This is a genomic window from Streptomyces sp. AM8-1-1 (assembly GCF_032229325.1).
Lineage (GTDB): Bacteria > Actinomycetota > Actinomycetes > Streptomycetales > Streptomycetaceae > Streptomyces > Streptomyces achmelvichensis.
Window position 1 is genome coordinate 4,179,707 of record NZ_CP135086.1, and the last position, 17,496, is coordinate 4,197,202.

The 17,496-nt window shown below is 68.3% G+C and carries 18 protein-coding genes and 1 pseudogene; 8 read left to right on the forward strand and 11 right to left on the reverse strand.

Going from position 1 to position 17,496, the window contains the following annotated elements:
* Positions 1-7 precede the first annotated feature (7 nt).
* From RPQ07_RS18820 to RPQ07_RS18830, 3 genes are all read right to left on the reverse strand, one after another.
* Positions 8-1,039: an alanine racemase gene (locus RPQ07_RS18820; RefSeq protein ID WP_313945332.1), complete on the reverse strand. Its 1,032-nt coding sequence runs from the start codon at positions 1,037-1,039 to the stop codon at positions 8-10.
* An 85-nt stretch (positions 1,040-1,124) separates the two neighbouring features.
* Positions 1,125-2,243, reverse strand: a complete 1,119-nt coding sequence (locus RPQ07_RS18825) for a lipid II:glycine glycyltransferase FemX (protein ID WP_313945333.1) — start codon at positions 2,241-2,243, stop codon at positions 1,125-1,127.
* A 236-nt stretch (positions 2,244-2,479) separates the two neighbouring features.
* The gene (locus tag RPQ07_RS18830) at positions 2,480-2,803 is read right to left on the reverse strand and encodes a hypothetical protein (protein ID WP_313945334.1); all 324 of its coding nucleotides are present in this window, start codon (positions 2,801-2,803) and stop codon (positions 2,480-2,482) included.
* Positions 2,804-3,062: 259 nt separating this feature from the next.
* On the opposite strand from RPQ07_RS18830, the gene rpsF reads away from it, so the two are divergent.
* The 4 genes from rpsF (at position 3,063) to rplI (ending at position 4,781) form a co-directional block, all read left to right on the forward strand.
* Positions 3,063-3,353 carry a 30S ribosomal protein S6 gene (gene rpsF / locus RPQ07_RS18835; protein ID WP_159689873.1) on the forward strand — a complete coding sequence of 97 codons (291 nt, stop codon included), beginning with the start codon at positions 3,063-3,065 and terminating at the stop codon, positions 3,351-3,353.
* Between the two features lie 74 nt (positions 3,354-3,427).
* Positions 3,428-4,027: a single-stranded DNA-binding protein gene (locus tag RPQ07_RS18840; RefSeq protein WP_313945335.1), complete on the forward strand. Its 600-nt coding sequence runs from the start codon at positions 3,428-3,430 to the stop codon at positions 4,025-4,027.
* A gap of 53 nt (positions 4,028-4,080) precedes the next feature.
* A complete protein-coding gene (rpsR, locus tag RPQ07_RS18845; RefSeq protein ID WP_003956534.1) occupies positions 4,081-4,317 on the forward strand; it encodes a 30S ribosomal protein S18 in 237 nt (78 codons plus the stop codon).
* A 17-nt stretch (positions 4,318-4,334) separates the two neighbouring features.
* Positions 4,335-4,781, forward strand: a complete 447-nt coding sequence (gene rplI / locus RPQ07_RS18850; RefSeq protein ID WP_313945336.1) for a 50S ribosomal protein L9 — start codon at positions 4,335-4,337, stop codon at positions 4,779-4,781.
* A 102-nt stretch (positions 4,782-4,883) separates the two neighbouring features.
* Here rplI and RPQ07_RS18855 read toward each other — a convergent pair whose 3' ends face one another.
* Positions 4,884-6,221, reverse strand: coding sequence for an MATE family efflux transporter (locus tag RPQ07_RS18855; protein WP_313945337.1), 1,338 nt, complete (start codon positions 6,219-6,221; stop codon positions 4,884-4,886).
* Between the two features lie 442 nt (positions 6,222-6,663).
* Here RPQ07_RS18855 and dnaB point away from each other — a divergent pair, with 442 nt between their 5' ends.
* A complete protein-coding gene (dnaB, locus tag RPQ07_RS18860; RefSeq protein WP_313948944.1) occupies positions 6,664-8,130 on the forward strand; it encodes a replicative DNA helicase in 1,467 nt (488 codons plus the stop codon).
* A gap of 103 nt (positions 8,131-8,233) precedes the next feature.
* On the forward strand, positions 8,234-8,866 hold the full coding sequence (locus RPQ07_RS18865; protein ID WP_313945338.1) for a DUF2461 family protein: 633 nt from the start codon (positions 8,234-8,236) through the stop codon (positions 8,864-8,866).
* A 58-nt stretch (positions 8,867-8,924) separates the two neighbouring features.
* Here the strand turns inward: RPQ07_RS18865 and RPQ07_RS18870 are convergent.
* Together RPQ07_RS18870 and RPQ07_RS18875 are read right to left on the reverse strand one after the other, a co-directional pair.
* Positions 8,925-9,102, reverse strand: a pseudogene (locus RPQ07_RS18870) (IMP dehydrogenase); the annotation flags it as partial.
* Positions 9,103-9,117: 15 nt separating this feature from the next.
* Positions 9,118-9,681, reverse strand: coding sequence for a dihydrofolate reductase family protein (locus tag RPQ07_RS18875; RefSeq protein ID WP_313945339.1), 564 nt, complete (start codon positions 9,679-9,681; stop codon positions 9,118-9,120).
* Between the two features lie 235 nt (positions 9,682-9,916).
* Here RPQ07_RS18875 and RPQ07_RS18880 point away from each other — a divergent pair, with 235 nt between their 5' ends.
* The gene (locus RPQ07_RS18880) at positions 9,917-11,299 is read left to right on the forward strand and encodes a serine hydrolase domain-containing protein (protein WP_313945340.1); all 1,383 of its coding nucleotides are present in this window, start codon (positions 9,917-9,919) and stop codon (positions 11,297-11,299) included.
* 75 nt (positions 11,300-11,374) lie between these two features.
* Here RPQ07_RS18880 and RPQ07_RS18885 read toward each other — a convergent pair whose 3' ends face one another.
* The 5 genes from RPQ07_RS18885 to RPQ07_RS18905 all read right to left on the reverse strand — a co-directional run bounded on the left by RPQ07_RS18885 (position 11,375) and on the right by RPQ07_RS18905 (position 14,995).
* Positions 11,375-12,538 (reverse strand): winged helix DNA-binding domain-containing protein, encoded by a 1,164-nt coding sequence (locus RPQ07_RS18885; RefSeq protein WP_313945341.1) that lies wholly within the window; start codon positions 12,536-12,538, stop codon positions 11,375-11,377.
* Between the two features lie 25 nt (positions 12,539-12,563).
* Positions 12,564-13,016, reverse strand: coding sequence for a GNAT family N-acetyltransferase (locus RPQ07_RS18890; RefSeq protein ID WP_313945342.1), 453 nt, complete (start codon positions 13,014-13,016; stop codon positions 12,564-12,566).
* Between the two features lie 10 nt (positions 13,017-13,026).
* Positions 13,027-13,485, reverse strand: coding sequence for a MarR family winged helix-turn-helix transcriptional regulator (locus RPQ07_RS18895; protein WP_313945343.1), 459 nt, complete (start codon positions 13,483-13,485; stop codon positions 13,027-13,029).
* A 101-nt stretch (positions 13,486-13,586) separates the two neighbouring features.
* Entirely contained in the window at positions 13,587-14,444 is an 858-nt protein-coding gene (locus RPQ07_RS18900; RefSeq protein WP_313945344.1) for a GNAT family N-acetyltransferase, read from the reverse strand.
* Positions 14,445-14,449: 5 nt separating this feature from the next.
* Positions 14,450-14,995 (reverse strand): DUF2269 domain-containing protein, encoded by a 546-nt coding sequence (locus RPQ07_RS18905; protein WP_313945345.1) that lies wholly within the window; start codon positions 14,993-14,995, stop codon positions 14,450-14,452.
* Positions 14,996-15,755: 760 nt separating this feature from the next.
* Between RPQ07_RS18905 and RPQ07_RS18910 the strand changes: the two genes are divergently transcribed.
* Complete coding sequence (locus RPQ07_RS18910) at positions 15,756-17,483, forward strand: globin domain-containing protein (protein WP_313945346.1); 1,728 nt, start codon at positions 15,756-15,758, stop codon at positions 17,481-17,483.
* Positions 17,484-17,496: the final 13 nt, after the last annotated feature.

Consider the following 17,496-nt stretch of genomic DNA (forward strand, 5'->3'; position numbering starts at 1 on the left):
AACCGGCTCAGCGGTCCACCAGGCGGTCGAACTGGGTCGTGGTGTGGCGAAGATGCGCCACCAGCTCGTCGCCGACCCGCGGCTCGTCCGCGTCCGACGGGACGAACAGGATCGAGACCTGCATGTGCGGGGGCTCGGCGAACCAGCGCTGCTTGCCCGCCCAGACGAATGGAGAAAGGTTCCGGTTGACGGTCGCCAGGCCGGCCCGGGCAACGCCCTTGGCACGGGGCATCACACCGTGCAGGGCCTTCGGAGCCTCCAGGCCGACGCCGTGCGAGGTGCCGCCGGCGACGACGACGAGCCAGCCGTCGGACGCGGCCTTCTGCTGCCGGTAGCCGAACCGGTCGCCCTTGGCCACGCGGGTCACGTCGAGGACGGCACCGCGGTACTCGGTCGCGTCGTGGTCGCCGAGCCACAGCCGCGTGCCGATACGGGCGCGGAAGCGGGTCTGCGGGAACTGCTGCTGGAGCCGGGCCTGCTCCTCGGACCGCAGATGGCTGACGAACATGGTGTGCAGCGGCAGACGGGCCGCACGCAGCCGGTCCATCCAGCCGATGACCTCCTCGACCGCGTCGGATCCGTCGGTGCGGTCCAGCGGGAGATGGAGGGCGAAGCCCTCCAGCCGTACGTCCTCGATGGCGGAGTGGAGCTGCCCCAGATCCTGCTCGGAGACGCCGTGGCGCTTCATGGAGCTCATGCACTCGATGACGACGCGGGCGCCGACGAGGGCGTGCACACCGTCGACCGAGGAGACGGAGCGGATCACGCGGTCGGGCAGCGGAACCGGCTCCTCACCCCGGCGGAAAGGTGTGAGGACGAGGAGATCGCCGCTGAACCAGTCCTTGATCCGGGCCGCCTCGTACGTCGTCCCGACGGCCAGCATGTCGGAGCCGAAGCGGGAGGCCTCCTCCGAGAGCCGCTCGTGACCGAAGCCGTAGCCGTTCCCCTTGCAGACGGGTACGAGACCGGGGAACTGGTCGATCACGGTCTTCTGGTGCGCCCGCCAGCGCGCGGTGTCGACGTAGAGGGAGAGCGCCATGGCCGGCCCGGAACCTTTCTGGTGTGTGCGGTGTATCAGAGGTATGTACGGGATCTACGAGGTTACGGGGTCGGCCGCGGACACGTCAGCGGCGCGACATGTACATGTCCAGCGCCTTGTGCAGCAGCTTGTTGAGGGGGAAGTCCCACTCGCCGACGTACTCCACGGCTTCGCCGCCGGTGCCGACCTTGAACTGGATCAGACCGAAGAGGTGGTCGGTCTCGTCCAGCGAGTCGCTGATGCCGCGCAGGTCGTAGACCGTCGCACCCATGGCGTACGCGTCGCGCAGCATCCGCCACTGCATCGCGTTCGAGGGCCGGACCTCGCGCCCGATGTTGTCGGAGGCGCCGTAGGAGTACCAGACGTGCCCGCCGACGACCAGCATCGTCGCCGCCGACAGGTTCACACCGTTGTGCCGCGCGAAGTACAACCGCATGCGGTTGGGGTCCTCGGAGTTGAGCACCTTCCACATGCGCTGGAAGTACGAGAGCGGGCGGGGCCTGAAGTGGTCGCGCACGGCCGTGATCTCGTACAGCCGCTGCCATTCCTCGAGGTCGTCGTAGCCGCCCTGGACGACCTCCACGCCGGCCTTCTCGGCCTTCTTGATGTTGCGGCGCCAGAGCTGGTTGAAGCCCTTGAGGACGTCGTCGAGGGACCGGTTCGCGAGGGGCACCTGGTAGACGTAGCGAGGCTGGACGTCACCGAAGCCGGCGCCGCCGTCCTCGCCCTGCTGCCAGCCCATCTTCCGGAGCCGGTCGGCGACTTCGAAGGCACGCGGCTCGATGTGGGAGGCCTCGACGTCGCGCAGACGCTTCACATCCGGGTCCTGGATACCCGACTTGATCGCGGGAGCGTCCCAGCGCCGGATGACGACCGGCGGACCCATCTTCACGGAGAAGGCGCCCTGCTGCTTGAGATGGGCGAGCATCGGCTGAAGCCAGTCGTCCAGGTTCGGGGCGTACCAGTTGATGACCGGGCCCTCGGGCAGATAGGCGAGGTAGCGCTTGATCTTGGGCAGCTGGCGGTACAACACCAGGCCGACACCGACCAGTTCACCGCTCTTGTCGAACCAGCCCAGGTTCTCCGAGCGCCATTCGGTCTTCACATCAGCCCACGCCGGGACCTGGCAATGACTGGCCGACGGCAGTGTCTGGATGTACGCCAGATGCTGCTCTCGGCTGATGGTCCTCAGGGTCAGGCTCATGCGGGGCGCTCCTCGGCAGGTGTGTCCCCATGGGTCAGGGGCTCCGGCTCTCGCGCCGAAGCCTACTGCGCTGGGGGAGCGCCCCGAATGGCTGCGGGGAACAGCGTCCCTGTGACGTGAGCCCTGCCCTGCCCTGGCTGCCCTGCCCGAGCGGGCAAGTCGATCAATGGGGGCCGACTGCTCCGGACGGGCCAGGGCCTGCCGAGTAGGGCGGGGGGTCGCCGCTCGGATCGTGCTCAGCCGATGACCCCGCCGAAGAGCCCGCCGTGGGCCATGCCGAGGAAGAAGCCGACACCCGATGCGCCGAGGCCGACGATCAGAGCGAAGCGCTCGCGGGTCGTGGCCGAGATGAACTGCCCGTACGCACCCGTGAGCAGGCCGATGAGGCCGGCCCAGGAACTGATCAGATGGAGGTTGTGGAACATCGCCGTGACGAAGGCGAGGACGCCGAGCACCAGCGTCACCGCGACCAGGGTGTCCTGGAGGGGGTGGGGCTTGCCGTCCGTGGCGAAGAGGGAAACAGCGGACTCACTGGACTGACGTCGCATTGCCTGTGCCATGAGGCACCTCCTGGCGTTGCCGGAAGGCGGCGCATCGTAGCGTCGCGCACACCCGATGTGTACAGATTGCGTCCCCTGGCCACCGGATTTCAACCGGAAGCACGTCTGCAGGTACTCTGTACGGTCTGCACCGGTGTCTGCCCTGCCCACAGCCGATCGTCCGCGATTGTCAGTGGTGGCGGATACCGTTGCTTACGCATCACGACCCTCCTGCCACGGAACGACCGTGGCCGCTGAGTCCAAAGGAGGTGGGTTCTACATGCGTCACTACGAAATGATGGTCATCCTCGACCCCGATCTCGAGGAGCGCGCTGTCTCCCCGCTGATCGAGAACTTCCTCTCCGTCGTCCGTGAGGGCAACGGAAAGGTGGAGAAGGTCGACACCTGGGGCCGTCGTCGTCTCGCTTACGAGATCAAGAAGAAGCCCGAGGGCATCTACTCGGTCATCGACCTGCAGGCCGAGCCTGCGGTCGTCAAGGAGCTCGACCGCCAGATGAACCTGAACGAGTCGGTCCTCCGGACCAAGGTCCTCCGTCCCGAGACCCACTGAGCGCCTAGCTCAGAGGTCATCGGGTTCGAGTAGCAGCAAGCAGCCAGAAGCAATCCCCGCCGAGAGGTTCACCCATGGCAGGCGAGACCGTCATCACGGTCGTCGGCAATCTCGTCGACGACCCCGAGCTGCGCTTCACCCCGTCCGGTGCGGCGGTCGCGAAGTTCCGCGTCGCGTCCACTCCCCGCACCTTCGACCGTCAGACCAATGAGTGGAAGGACGGCGAGAGCCTCTTCCTCACCTGCTCGGTCTGGCGTCAGGCGGCGGAGAACGTCGCCGAGTCGCTCACGCGCGGCATGCGCGTCGTCGTGCAGGGCCGGCTCAAGCAGCGGTCCTACGACGACCGCGAGGGCGTCAAGCGCACGGTCTACGAGCTGGACGTCGAGGAAGTCGGCCCCAGCCTGAAGAACGCCACGGCCAAGGTCACCAAGACCACCGGTCGCGGTGGCCAGGGCGGCTACGGCGGCGGTCAGCAGCAGGGTGGCGGCGGCAACTGGGGCGGCGGCTCCAGCGGTGGCCAGCAGGGTGGCGGCGGCGGTGCTCCCGCCGACGACCCCTGGGCCACCAGTGCGCCGGCCGGCGGCCAGCAGCAGGGTGGCGGTGGAGGCGGCAGCTGGGGCGGAAGCTCCGGCGGCTCTTCCGGCGGCGGCTACTCGGACGAGCCCCCCTTCTAGGGATTCCCCAGGGGAGCTTGTACCCCCACTTCTTGATCACACAGGAGATACACATGGCGAAGCCGCCTGTGCGCAAGCCGAAGAAGAAGGTCTGCGCATTCTGCAAGGACAAGACCGTGTACGTGGACTACAAGGACACGAACATGCTGCGGAAGTTCATTTCCGACCGCGGCAAGATCCGTGCCCGCCGCGTCACCGGCAACTGCACGCAGCACCAGCGTGACGTCGCCACGGCAGTCAAGAACAGCCGTGAGATGGCACTGCTGCCCTACACGTCCACCGCGCGCTAAGGAAGGGTGACCGAATCATGAAGATCATCCTTACCCACGAGGTCTCCGGCCTCGGTACCGCCGGCGACGTCGTCGACGTCAAGGACGGCTACGCTCGCAACTACCTGGTCCCGCGTGGTTTCGCGATCCGCTGGACCAAGGGTGGCGAGAAGGACGTGGCGCAGATCCGCCGCGCCCGCAAGATCCACGAGATCGCGACCATCGAGCAGGCCAACGAGATCAAGGCCCGCCTCGAAGGCGTGAAGGTGCGTCTGGCAGTTCGCTCCGGCGACGCCGGCCGTCTCTTCGGCTCGGTCACCCCGGCGGACGTCGCTGCGGCGATCAAGTCCGCCGGTGGCCCGGACGTGGACAAGCGTCGCGTCGAGCTCGGTACGCCGATCAAGACCCTGGGCTCGCACCAGGTGTCCGTGCGTCTGCACCCCGAGGTTGCCGCGAAGCTCGGCATCGAGGTCGTTGCCGCGTAACGCTGCACTCAGCAGTACGGCAGAGGGCCGCACCGTCAGGTGCGGCCCTCTCGCCGTTTCACGTGAAACAGCGTGTTTCACGTGAAACATCCGCTGGGTTCTTCAGCGGCTTGCACCTGTGACGATCCAGAGGCCCGACCGCGTGCGGTGCCAGAGCGTCAGCATCCGTACGGCCATCATCAGCGTCATGGCCCACCACAGAGCCGTCAGCCCGCCGCCGAGAGTGGGAACGAGCAGGGCCACGGGGGCGAAGACGGCCAAGGTGACCAGCATCGCCCCGGCGAGATAGCGGCCGTCACCCGCTCCCATCAGTACGCCGTCCAGCACGAAGACCACGCCGGCAATGGGCTGGGAGAGGGCGACCACCAGCAGGACGGGCAGCAGGGTGTCGTGCACGATCGAGTCACCCGTGAACAGCGGGAGGAAGAGCGGGCGGGCGGCGACGATCAGCAGTCCCAGCACCACACCCGAGGCGAGGCCCCACTGCACCATACGGCGGCACACCTGACGTGCGCCGTCGGCATCACCGGCGCCGAGGTACCGGCCGATGATCGCCTGGCCCGCGATCGCGATCGCGTCCAGGGCGAAGGCCATCAAACTCCACAGCGAGAGCACGATCTGGTGGGCGGCGATCTCCGCGTCGCCGAGGCGGGCCGCGACCGCCGTCGCAATCAGAAGGACGGCGCGCAGAGAGAGCGTACGGACCAGAAGAGGCGCACCGGCCTGAGCGCTGGCTCGAATGCCTGCGGCGTCGGGTCGGAGCGAGGCACCGTGCTTCCGTGCCCCCCGGACGACCACGATCACATAGGCCACGGCCATGCCGCACTGGGCGATGACGGTGCCCCAAGCTGATCCGGCGATGCCGAAACCGGCGCCGTAGACCAGGCCGACGTTGAGGACTGCATTGGCGGCGAAGCCGCCGATCGCGACATACAGCGGAGTGCGGGTGTCCTGGAGACCCCGCAGAACGCCGGTCGCGGCCAGCACGATGAGCATGGCGGGGATGCCGAGGCTGGATATGCGCAGATACGTGATGGCGTACGGAGCGGCGGTGTCGGAGGCTCCGAAGATGTCGATGAGCCAAGGGGCGGTCGGCAGAGTGACGGCGACGACCGCAACGCCGAGGAGGAGCGCCAGCCAGATTCCGTCCATTCCCTGGCGGATGGCGGAGGCCAGATCACCCGCGCCGACGCGGCGTGCGACGGCCGCCGTGGTGGCGTACGCGAGGAAGACGAAGACGCTCACGGCGGTCATCAGGAGAGCCGCCGCGACGCCGAGCCCGGCAAGTTGCGGGGTGCCGAGATGGCCGACGATGGCACTGTCGACGATGACGAAGAGCGGCTCGGCGACGAGTGCACCGAAGGCGGGAACGGCGAGCGAGACGATCTCTCGGTCGTGGCGTCGCCGGACCGTCTTCGGATCCTTGAGGGCCTGAGTCATGGGGTCAATGTAATCTTCCACAGGTAAGAGATGCAATTGCCTAGAGGTCCTTACCTGCTCCTCCTGTGGAGACGCGGGCGTGCGCCGTTTGTTCTGATCTTGGCCCAGTCGGGAAAGTTTTTCTCCCCCACAGCCGGTGGACGGAAAAAGCCCAGCTCAGAGCTAGTGCGGCGAGGTGGGTCCGACTTTGTCCACAGTGCTGTCCCCCGGTCCGTGCACAGGTTCTGTGGGGTTCTCCACAGCATCTCGTCGGTCATCCACACGGCCTGTGGATAACCAGATTGGCTGACGGTGCCGCCGGGCCTACCGTGGACCGTCGCCCGACGCGCCGGAAGTGGAGCCGGGCCACTCGTTTTGTCAGTGCCGTGCCGTAGAAAGAGGTGCACGGCTAGGTCCGCGGAGCGGACGGGAGGAGGTGGCCCGGGTGAGCATTTCCGAGCCCTTGGACGACCCGTGGGCGGCGGACAGCGGCCCTGGCGATCGTCTCCCCGTTTCCCGTCAGCGCCGTAACGACCACCGTGGTGGCCGTGATGATCAGCACGAGCGCGGCAGGGACAGCGGGGGGTGGGACGGAAGCTCTCCCGGGTTCGAGCGGGTGCCGCCTCAGGACCTGGATGCCGAGCAGTCGGTGCTCGGCGGCATGCTCCTGTCCAAGGACGCGATCGCCGATGTCGTGGAGATCATCAAGGGCCACGACTTCTACCGGCCCGCCCACGAGACCGTCTACACGGCGATCCTCGATCTCTACGCCAAGGGCGAGCCCGCCGACCCGATCACCGTGGCGGCCGAACTGGTCAAGCGCGGCGAGATCACCCGGGTCGGGGGAGCTCCCTATCTCCACACGCTCGTCCAGTCGGTGCCGACCGCGGCGAATGCTTCGTACTACGCGGAGATCGTCCACGAGCGGGCGGTGCTGCGACGGCTCGTGGAGGCCGGCACCAAGATCACACAGATGGGATACGCGGCCGACGGCGACGTCGACGAGATCGTCAACTCCGCCCAGGCCGAGATCTACGCCGTCACCGAGCAGCGGACCAGCGAGGACTATCTCCCGCTCGGCGAGATCATGGAGGGCGCTCTCGACGAGATCGAGGCGATCGGGTCACGCAGCGGTGAGATGACCGGTGTGCCCACCGGCTTCACGGACTTCGACTCCCTGACGAACGGTCTGCACCCGGGCCAGATGATCGTCATCGCGGCCCGGCCCGCGATGGGTAAGTCCACGCTGGCGCTGGACTTCGCCCGGGCGTGCTCCATCAAGAACAATCTGCCGAGCGTGATCTTCTCTCTCGAAATGGGACGGAACGAGATCGCGATGCGCCTGCTGTCCGCCGAGGCGCGGGTGGCGCTGCACCACATGCGGTCCGGCACGATGACCGACGAGGACTGGACCCGGCTGGCCCGCCGGATGCCCGATGTCTCCCAGGCGCCGCTCTACATCGACGACTCCCCGAACCTCTCCATGATGGAGATCCGGGCGAAGTGCCGCCGGCTGAAGCAGCGCAACGACCTGAAGCTGGTCGTCATCGACTATCTTCAGCTGATGCAGTCCGGTGGCTCCAAGCGTGCCGAGAGCCGCCAGCAGGAGGTCTCGGACATGTCCCGAAACCTCAAGCTGCTGGCCAAGGAGCTGGAGTTGCCGGTGATCGCGCTCTCGCAGCTGAACCGTGGGCCCGAGCAGCGGACGGACAAGAAGCCGATGGTGTCCGACCTGCGTGAGTCGGGCTCCATCGAGCAGGATGCGGACATGGTGATTCTGTTGCACCGTGAGGATGCGTACGAGAAGGAGTCACCCCGAGCGGGTGAGGCGGACCTGATCGTCGCCAAGCACCGTAACGGCCCCACGGCCACGATCACCGTTGCGTTCCAGGGGCACTACTCCCGCTTCGTGGACATGGCGCAGACCTAGGTCGTGCCTGCAAGTTTCGGCTGCACAACCCCACTGTCCGGGCCACGCCTCACTGCCCGTCTCACTCTCCGCGCGCGGCTCATGGGTGGGCTATTCTCCGCGCATGCGCGGACAGTTCACCGGCTGGCCGGAGCAGGCCATGGACGTGTTGTGGCAGCTCCAGGGCGAACCGACCCATGCGACCCGCGAGCGCTGCCGCGCGGACCGCGAACGCCTGGTCCGGCAGCCGATGATCGCCCTTCTCAACGAGGTCGCGGACACCGACCCCCGGTACGAGGACTTCTCCGTCTGGCACTACCGCACCGACTCCTGGTGGTGGCAGCACCAGAGCGCGGTGATCCGGCTCGGCCGCAAGATCGAGATCGGTCTCCGGTTCTCCCTGGACGGCCTGCGGATCCAGGGCGCCTGGTGGTACCCCGACCCCGGCCAGGTGGACATGTTCCGCAAAGCCGTGGACTCCGAGGGGAGCGGCCGCGAACTGTCCGCCATCGTCGAGGACGTGCGGAAGAAGGGCTACGACATCTCCGGGGACGTGATGAAACGCCCTCCGCGCGGCTATCCGACAGACCATGCCCGTACGAACCTGCTGCGCCACCGTTCTCTGATCGCCGCGCGTCCCCTCGGCTGCGAGGAGTGGCTGCACACCCCCGAGGCGGTCGACCGGGTCCTCTCGGCCGCCGCCGACCTGGACGCCCTGCTGATGTGGCTGGTCCGCCACGTGAAGCGCGCTGCCTGACATCGCGAGGGCGCCGCGCGGCATAGGAGGAACCGCGCCCGTGCCGCCGGCCCCTCGCTCAGAAGGTGATGCGCACCTTCCGCGCCGACCGGTCGTCCATCGCCCGATAGCCGTCCGGCACCTCGGCCAGGGGGGACGGCACGGTCGAAGACGGCCCCCGCATCGAGGGCCCCGGAGAGCGCATCCGGCAGGAGTTCGGGAATGTCATCGCGGACAGGGGCGATACCCCCGCGCAGCTCCCGGACGGGCGCTCAGCGCCTCGTCTCGTACCTGGTCAGGACCACGCCGCCGGGAAACATCCGCGTCTCCACCAGATTCAGGTTCACCCAGCTGTCCAGCGCGGTGAAGAACGGCTTGCCGCCACCCACCAGGACCGGCACGGTGGCCAGCACGTACTCGTCGATCAGCACGGCCCGCATGGCCGCCCCGGCGAGCGTCGCGCCGCCGATGTCCATCGGGCCGCCGTCCTCGGCCTTGAGCCGGGCGATCTCGGCGACCGCGTCGCCGGTGACCAGACGGGTGTTCCAGTCGACCTGGTCGATAGTCGAGGAGAACACCACCTTCGACATGTCCCGCCATCGGCGAGCGAACTCGATCTCCGCCGGGGTGGCGTTGGGCTGCTGGTCGCCGGTCGGCCAGTAGGAGCTCATCGTCTGCCACAACTTGCGCCCGTACAGCGTCAGGTCGGTCCCCTGCAACTGGTCGGACCAGAACGCGAACAGCTCGTCACTCGGCACGCCCCAGCCGATGTCGTCGCCGGGCGCGGCGATGTAGCCGTCCAGGGACACGTTCATGCCGTAGATCAATTTCCGCACGGCGCCAGCCTTCCGTGAGTCGGTCTCCCCCGTACAGACCGGCGCGCCGCGGGAAACTCATCGGCGGGCGGTCTGAGCTCACACTGGGTTCCCCTGTGCTCGTGGCGAGACCCTGCAGCCCTGGAGACGCGGCCCGTCGCGGAGCCTGCCGGGGCCTCCGGTCGCCTCTTCCGCGCGTCGCGAAATGCCGGGGAATGCGGTCGACGTGACGGGGTGCCGCCGGTAGACCTGCCTCATGACCTCACCCTTTACCGAGTTCCTCCCCGCCACCAAGCGGGCTTTGCTGCACCGCATCGCGGTCGCCCAGACCGAAGGGCGTGCGCCCTCTTTCGTCGCCGGGGTGGCGCGTGAGGGGCACTTGGCGTGGACGGGATCCCGCACCTCCGTCGACGGCCACGGTCCGGACGCCGACACCCAGTACCGCATCGGCTCGATCACCAAGACGTTCACCGCCGTCCTGGTGATGAGGCTGCGGGACGAGGGGCTGCTCGATCTCGGTGACCCCCTGGAGAAGCATCTGTCCGGTACCGGCGTGGGGGACGTGACGATCGCCCAACTCCTGGGTCACAGTGCCGGGTTGAGCGCCGAGTCCCCGGCGCCGTGGTGGGAGAGGACACCGGGCTCTCAGCGTCCGGATCTCGGCGATGTGCTGGGTGAGGGGTCGCGTATGCACCCTGTCGGGCGGCGCCACCACTACTCCAACCCCGGTTACACGCTGCTCGGATCGTTGATCGAGGCGGTACGCGGTGCTTCCTGGGAGGACGTGCTGCGCGGGGAGATTCTGGAGCCCCTGGGCCTCAGCCGTACGAGCACTCGGCCCGAGGCTCCGCACGCCGGTGGATGGGCCGTGCACCCCTGGGCCGATGTGCTGCTGCCCGAACCGTCCGAGGACCTCGGCCTGATGGCGCCGGCCGGACAGCTCTGGTCGACAGTCACCGACCTCTGCCGGTTCGCCGTCTTTCTCGCCGAGGGCGACGAGCGCGTCCTGCGGGAGTCGTCGGTACGGGAGATGCGGACACCGTCCGTGCCCCTGGAGAGCGGGGACTGGGAGGGCACCTACGGGCTGGGTGTGCAGATTGTGCGGAAGGGCGGCCGCACCCTCGTGGGGCACACAGGCTCGCTACCCGGATTCGTCGCGGGCCTGTGGGTGAGTGTCGATGACGGGGTCGCAGCCGTCGCGCTCGCCAATGCCACTTCAGGGCCGCTCACAGCGACTGTCGCGGCCGATCTCGTGGGCATCGTCTCGGAGGCCGAGCCCCGTATCCCCGAGCCCTGGAAGCCGCTGCCGGAGGTCGATCAGGAGCTCCTGGCGCTGACCGGGCCCTGGTACTGGGGGACTTACTCCTTCGGGCTGCGGCTGCTCGCCGACCGCGGTCTGGAACTGCTGCCGTTGCAGGGCGTCGGCAGGGGAGCGCGGTTCACCGCGGAGGAGGACGGTACGTGGACCGGCCAGAACGGCTACTACGCCGGCGAGACCCTGCGTGTGGTGCGCCGAGAGGACGGTTCGGTCCTGCATCTCGACCTGGGGTCGTTCGTCTTCACCCGGGAGCCCTATGAGCCGGAGGGCGGGGTGCCGGGTGGAGTGGACCCGGAGGGCTGGCGCGGACTGCCGCTGTGAAGCCGGCCCTTGCGAGCCTCTCCATGCAGTTCCGGTCGATGTTTCACGTGAAACGTGCGCAGCCGTCGACGGAGTCTAGGCCGACAACTCGCGCTCCAGGGGCGTACGGAACCGAGGGGTGATCCGGGCATCGCCCACCCAGTCCGCCAGCCGGGAGGCTTCCGTTTCGACAGCAGCGGTGGCCTCACGGCCGGCATCGGTGAGCAGGCGCCAGACGACATCGCCGTCCGGCCGTTGAGCCCAGCCACCGATGATGCGGCCGTTCCACCACACCGTCGGGCCGATGTTGCCCGAGCGGTCGAAGAGGGCCGAGCGGTGCTCCGCGTCGAGGTGGAAGCCACGGTCAGCCCAGGCCATGGCGCTGGGGTCGAGTCCCGGCAGCAATGCCGCCCAGGGCTCCGGTGCGACGTCGGGCCCGAGGTCGCCGGGGGCCACATAACCGGTCGCACCACCCTCGAGCCCGACCTCCTCGGCGGCGACGGCGATCAGCGCCTTGCGTACGTGGCCGAGGCTCCATCCCGTCCACCACTTCATATCCGCTTCGGTGGCGGGGCCGTACGCGAGCAGCCAGCGGCGTGCCAGTTCGGCACGGGCCTCGGCCGCATCCACCGCCGGCCAGGTCCGGCCGGCGGTCCAGCGGAACTGACTGGAGGTCCAGGAGCCTCGGGGCCGGTCGCGGCGAATGCGGCCGTCGGCGGCGAGCACCCTGAGGACACGCGTGGCGACGCCCTGCACCGTCTCGTACTTCTTGCCGGGGAAGACAGTGATCTTCGTCCGGAGAGCGGGGACGTCGGCGGAGAGCTGGGTGCCCGTGGCGGGGCCACCCCGGACCAGAGCGGCGAGAACCGCCTCCTCCGCCTCGGCGAGCCAGCGCGCGTCCAGACCGCCGCCATCCTCTTCCAGATGCGCGAGGAGAGTGCTGCGCTCCTTGACCGCGATGGCGTGGGCCGTGGATGCCTCGACGTACGGCGCGAGTTCGGCGGAGACGGCGAACAAGGTGCGGCGCATGGAGAGCAGCCGGACCAGTGTCACGTCGTCGTAGAGAGCCTGTTCCACAGCCTCGATACCCGGCGTCGAGAGGCGGGCGCAGGCGGAGAGGAACACTGTCGCGGCATCGGTGGCATGCAGCGCGACCACCGCGTCCGCTGCCTCCACCGGGTCGTCCCCTCGTGTGGAGGGGGCCAGACGATGCCGACGGCCGAGCCGGATACGGCGTTGCTCGTCGCTGATCGAATGCACGCGGACTCCCTGGGCGGAGAATTGTTCAGAGCTGGAGCTTGAACCCGACGTGGGACGCCTCGAAGCCCAGCCTCTCGTAGAAGCGACGGGCGTCGGTCCGGGAAGCGTCCGAGGTCAGCTGGACGAGCCGGCAGTCCTGTCGGCGCGACTCGTCGATCGCCCACTCGATGAGCCGCGTGCCGAGGCCGCTGCCGCGTTCGTCGGCGTGGATGCGGACACCCTCGATGATGGATCGCGTGGAGCCACGCCGCGACAGTCCGGGGATGATCGTGAGCTGGAGGGTGCCGACGACGCGGTCCTGGCGGGCGGCCACCGCGAGGATCTGGTTCGGATCCCGGGCAAGGCGCTCGAATGCCGCGTGGTACGGGGCCATGTCGTCCGGTGACTCGCGCTGAGCGCCCAGTGGGTCGTCGGCGAGCATCGCCACGATCTCCGGGATGTCGTCGAGTACAGCGGCCCGTATTTCCAGATCACTCATGATCGGCAGATTACGCGGGGACCCGGAGTTCCTCGACGGTGCGGACCAGGGGAGCGAGCTCCGGAACCTTGGCGGCCTCGTCGAGAGCCTCGCGCAGCGCCGAGTCGTTGGTGGGGCGGGCCTCGGCAAGCAGGGTGAGGCCCGTCTCGGTCACGTCCGTGTAGATGCCGCGCCGGTCGGTGTCGCAGAGGTACCGGGTCAGCAGGCCACGGTCCTCGAGACGGGTGACCAGCCGGGTCGTGGCGCTCTGGCTGAGCACGACGGCGTCGGCCACCTGCTTCATCTGGAGGTGTCCGCCAGGGCCGCTGTGCTGGCGGCTGAGGACGTCGAGGAGTGAGTACTCGCGCATGCTCAGACCGTGCTTGCTCTCGAGTGCCCGCTCGATGTGGGCCTCGATCCTCCCGTGGAGCAGCGACAGAGCGCACCAGCTCTGGGAGAGCGCGGTGAGCGCGGGATCGGTCGCGGTCATCTGTCTTCCTCCTCCAGCCCGAGCGGCTACCTCGTCAAGGATAGACGACACGCGCAATATTCCGCGTTTGCAATCATCTGCGCTCCCCTGACCTGCGAGTTCTAGCCTGCGGCCACCGAGAGCGGTGCAAAACGGCGGGTCCAATCGCCGGGGAGATCGTCGATTCCGTAGGTCATGACGGCGTTGAAGGCGATCGGTTCGAGGCCGCGCTCCTTCAACCAGGTCAGCAATTCCTCGTGGCGTACATCGATGTCCGTCCGGAAAGGCCTGTCCGTGGCCGGAGCGAGCGAGGTGATCAGAGCCTTGGCCGTATCCGTGTCGCGGGCGATCAGTGGACCGATGACATGCGTCTCCATGTTCGGCCAGGCCGCGGCATAGCCGGTCAGCACGCCTTCGTCCTCTGCCACGCGGAGCTGGTCCGCAAAGGCCGGCAGGCGCGTGATCATGTGGGTGCGGTCCAGTCCGAAGACCTCGGTGTCCAGGCGGACGATCCGGGGGAGATCCTCGGCGGTTGCCGGGCGGGTGGACACGGCCGTCGTGTCGGCCGGGTCCGGTCGGAAGTGGCCTCGGATCATCTCCGCGCGCCCGACGTTGACGAAGCCCAGCTGCTCGTACAGCGGACGGCCGCTGGGGGTGGCATGCAGGGTGAGCGGGGTGGAGCCGGCCTCACGCATCAGCTGCTGCATCATGCGACGTCCGATGCCCTGGCGTTCGTACCGCTGTGCGACCAGGACCATGCCGATGGCGGACAGCCCGGGGCCGTACGACGTGACCACGGAGGCCGAGACCAGCCCCTTGCCCGCCGGGTCATCGATTCCGTACCCCGTCCCCGCCGCCAGCAGCAGGCCCCACTTGTGTTCCTCGCGTGGCCATCCGCGGTCTTCGGAAAGATCGGCACAGGCAACGAGGTCGTCCCTGGTGAGACGGCGGATGGGTAGCTCCGGGAGCGGTGTCGACATGAGGATCAGGCTGTCTGACGCAGTGATCGCTCGTCCAGTGCTTTCGCGGAAGTGCTTGCGCTGCGCAGGCGACGGCCACGGCGGGTGAGTCCCCAGGGCTTCAGGACGGAGATGACGGTCATGAAGACATAGGCGCTGAAGGAGACGATCGGTCCCATCATCAGGCCGAGCGGATCGGGCAGTGCGGCGCCCGACGCAAGGGTCTCGACGGCGTCGTTGACACCGGGGCGGAGGGCGAAAGCCGACGCCGCGATGGTGACCAGGGTCAGCCAGAACTTCGTGTAGACCCAACGATGCCGTGCCAGCCCCCATTTGGTGCCGAGCGACAGAACAAGGCCGCTGAGCAGGGTCAGCAGGGCCACAGGAAGCACCAGCCAGTCGGTGAAGACCTTCATGGATCGTGCGGCGGCCTCGATCATGGCGGTCGATTCGGTGACGTTGGCCGAGATGGCGAGCGCGAGCAGACCGAGCGTGAGCCCGAGCCAGCCGGCGGCTGCGGCGACGTGGACGACGAGGATGGCCCGGCGAGCGGGGCGCCTGAGTGGTTTCACGTGAAACACAGTGCCGGGCAGAGCGATGTATGGCGTCTGACAGCGGGAGTAATCCCCGGTACTAGCCTCGGCGTACAGGGCGCACGGCGACCGACCGCACAGGGTGACCCTTCCGGCTGTGTCTCTCCGATGGCGCGCTGATGACATCCCCATGGCGCTCGGAAGACGAGGGCAGCCATATGCGGGGACACCGTTGACTCACCCGTGATGACCGCCGCCATTCTCTGCTCGGCCGCAAACGTGAAGATCGCGGACCGGCTCTGTGCAGAGTCCGAGATGGGTCTGGACGCATGTGTTGCATGCGGTGATTCCATGTCCGACGCAGAGATATTGCGTCGGCGCCCACTGCGGCCGCTGTGCACGCCGACCGCGTCTCTCGGGCGTGGCCACACACATCGATGCGGGGGGCAATCTGCGCGAGGCCGTTGAACTGGTGTGTTTCCACGGGCGGTACGGATGACGGCAGCGGCCCGGCGGTGCCCGGTGAACAGGCATGGGTGGCATTGGAGCTTAACGGGTAAGCGGGTGTGGATGCCCGGACTTTCCGCTCTTTGTCCGTTGCCGGGGCGCCGGCTGACATGCTGCGTCGACGGGTGCTGCGGTCAACGTCACATTCCGAACCCGCTCGTCCCGAATCAGCCGGGGCCCATGGTTAGTGTGGTCTGGAAGTGGTCCTGGGGCAGAAGCGGGGAAGTGAGGCACGTTCCGAATCACCGGAAGTGCGGGGACCGACCGAGAGATGTTCGAGGCGAGGCAGACAATGGACGCTCCGACCACCACGTCGGCCGACTACGGCACTTCAGGCGAAAACGACAAGGGTGGCTGGTTCACCCCGCGCAGGCAGCCGGACCAGGGTCGCACCGGATCGGGTGACGCTCCGGAGGGCACCGGCCGAGAACGGTCCGCCGTCCCCAAACGGCCGGTGGCATCCATACGCCCGGTGGGGTCCGGTGCCTCCCGTACCGCTCCACCGCCTTCCGTGACGGAGTCCGAGGCTCCTCCCGCCGATCGGGTTGCCGCGGCGGACGACGACCCCCCTCACAGAGCCCCGCTCCCTGAGGCGCGGCACGACCAGGACCCGCAGCACGGCACGGCGCAGGGCAGCCACCCGAGGCACAACGCCGCCCAGGGCGGGCACCCACAGCAGCAGGCTACGCAGGGCCAGATACCGCAGCACGAGGCCGGTCACCCCCGTGAGACACCGATGCGGCTGCACCTGGCCGGCCATTCGCACGAAGGTCAGGGTGCTGAGGCCCCGGCGGCCCCCCAGGATCATGCGCACGAAGCCCACGCCGCTCACCGGGCCCAGAGCCGTGAAGCCCCGTCGTACGACGATCCCTTCGCGGAGCACCGGCCGCCCGCCGCACCTGCCGACAACGCCTCCCCCGACGCGATCCTCATCCGCCGGACCATGGCGGAGGTCGCTCCCGTCGCGGACAAGGTTACGTCGTACTTCTACGCCCTGCTCTTCGTCCGCCACCCCGAACTGCGCGGGCTCTTCCCCGCCGCCATGGACTCCCAGCGCGACCGGCTCCTGAAGGCGCTGCTCACCGCCGCCGAGCACATGGACAACGCCGAGGTGCTCACCGAGTACCTCCAGCACCTGGGCCGCGGTCACCGCAAGTACGGGACGCAGGCCGCCCATTACCCGGCCGTCGGTGAGGCTCTGATCGGCGCGCTGAGCCGGTACGCCACGTCCACCTGGGACGAGGAGACCGAAGCCGCCTGGGTGCGGACGTACACGACGATCTCGCAGATCATGATCGACGCGGCGGCCCAGAACGAGCGTCTCGCACCGGCGTGGTGGCACGCCGAGGTCGTCTCGCACGATCTGCGGACGCCCGACATAGCGATCATCACCGTCCGCCCGGACCAGCCCTACGCCTTTGTGGCAGGGCAGTACACCAGTCTGGAGACGCCCTGGTGGCCGCGGATCTGGCGGCACTACTCCTTCGCCGGAGCCCCGCGCTCGGACGGCCTGCTCACCTTCCATGTGAAGGCTGTCCCGGCCGGCTGGGTCTCCAACGCTCTCGTCCATCACGCGCGGCCGGGCGACGTGCTGCGGCTCGGCCCGCCCGCCGGGTCGATGACCGTCGACCACACCACGGACAACGGTCTGCTCTGTCTCGGCGGCGGCACCGGTATCGCGCCCATCAAGGCCCTGGTCGAGGACGTCGCCGAACACGGAACGCGTCGGCTCGTGGAGGTCTTCTACGGGGCGCGGACCAACTTCGACCTGTACGACATCGACACCATGCTGCGGTTGCAGCAGACACACCCCTGGCTGTCCGTCCGCCCCGTCGTGGACGATCGGGCGCACTTCCCGGACGCGGTCCGGGAGTTCGGTCCCTGGTACGAGTACAGCGCCTATCTGTCCGGGCCTCCGGGGATGATCCGCAGCGGCGTGCACGCGCTGCGCGGCATCGGCATCCCGGTCGACCGGATCCGCCACGACTCCCTCGAAGAGCTCGTCGCGGCCGGGGACTGAGGAACCGGCGACC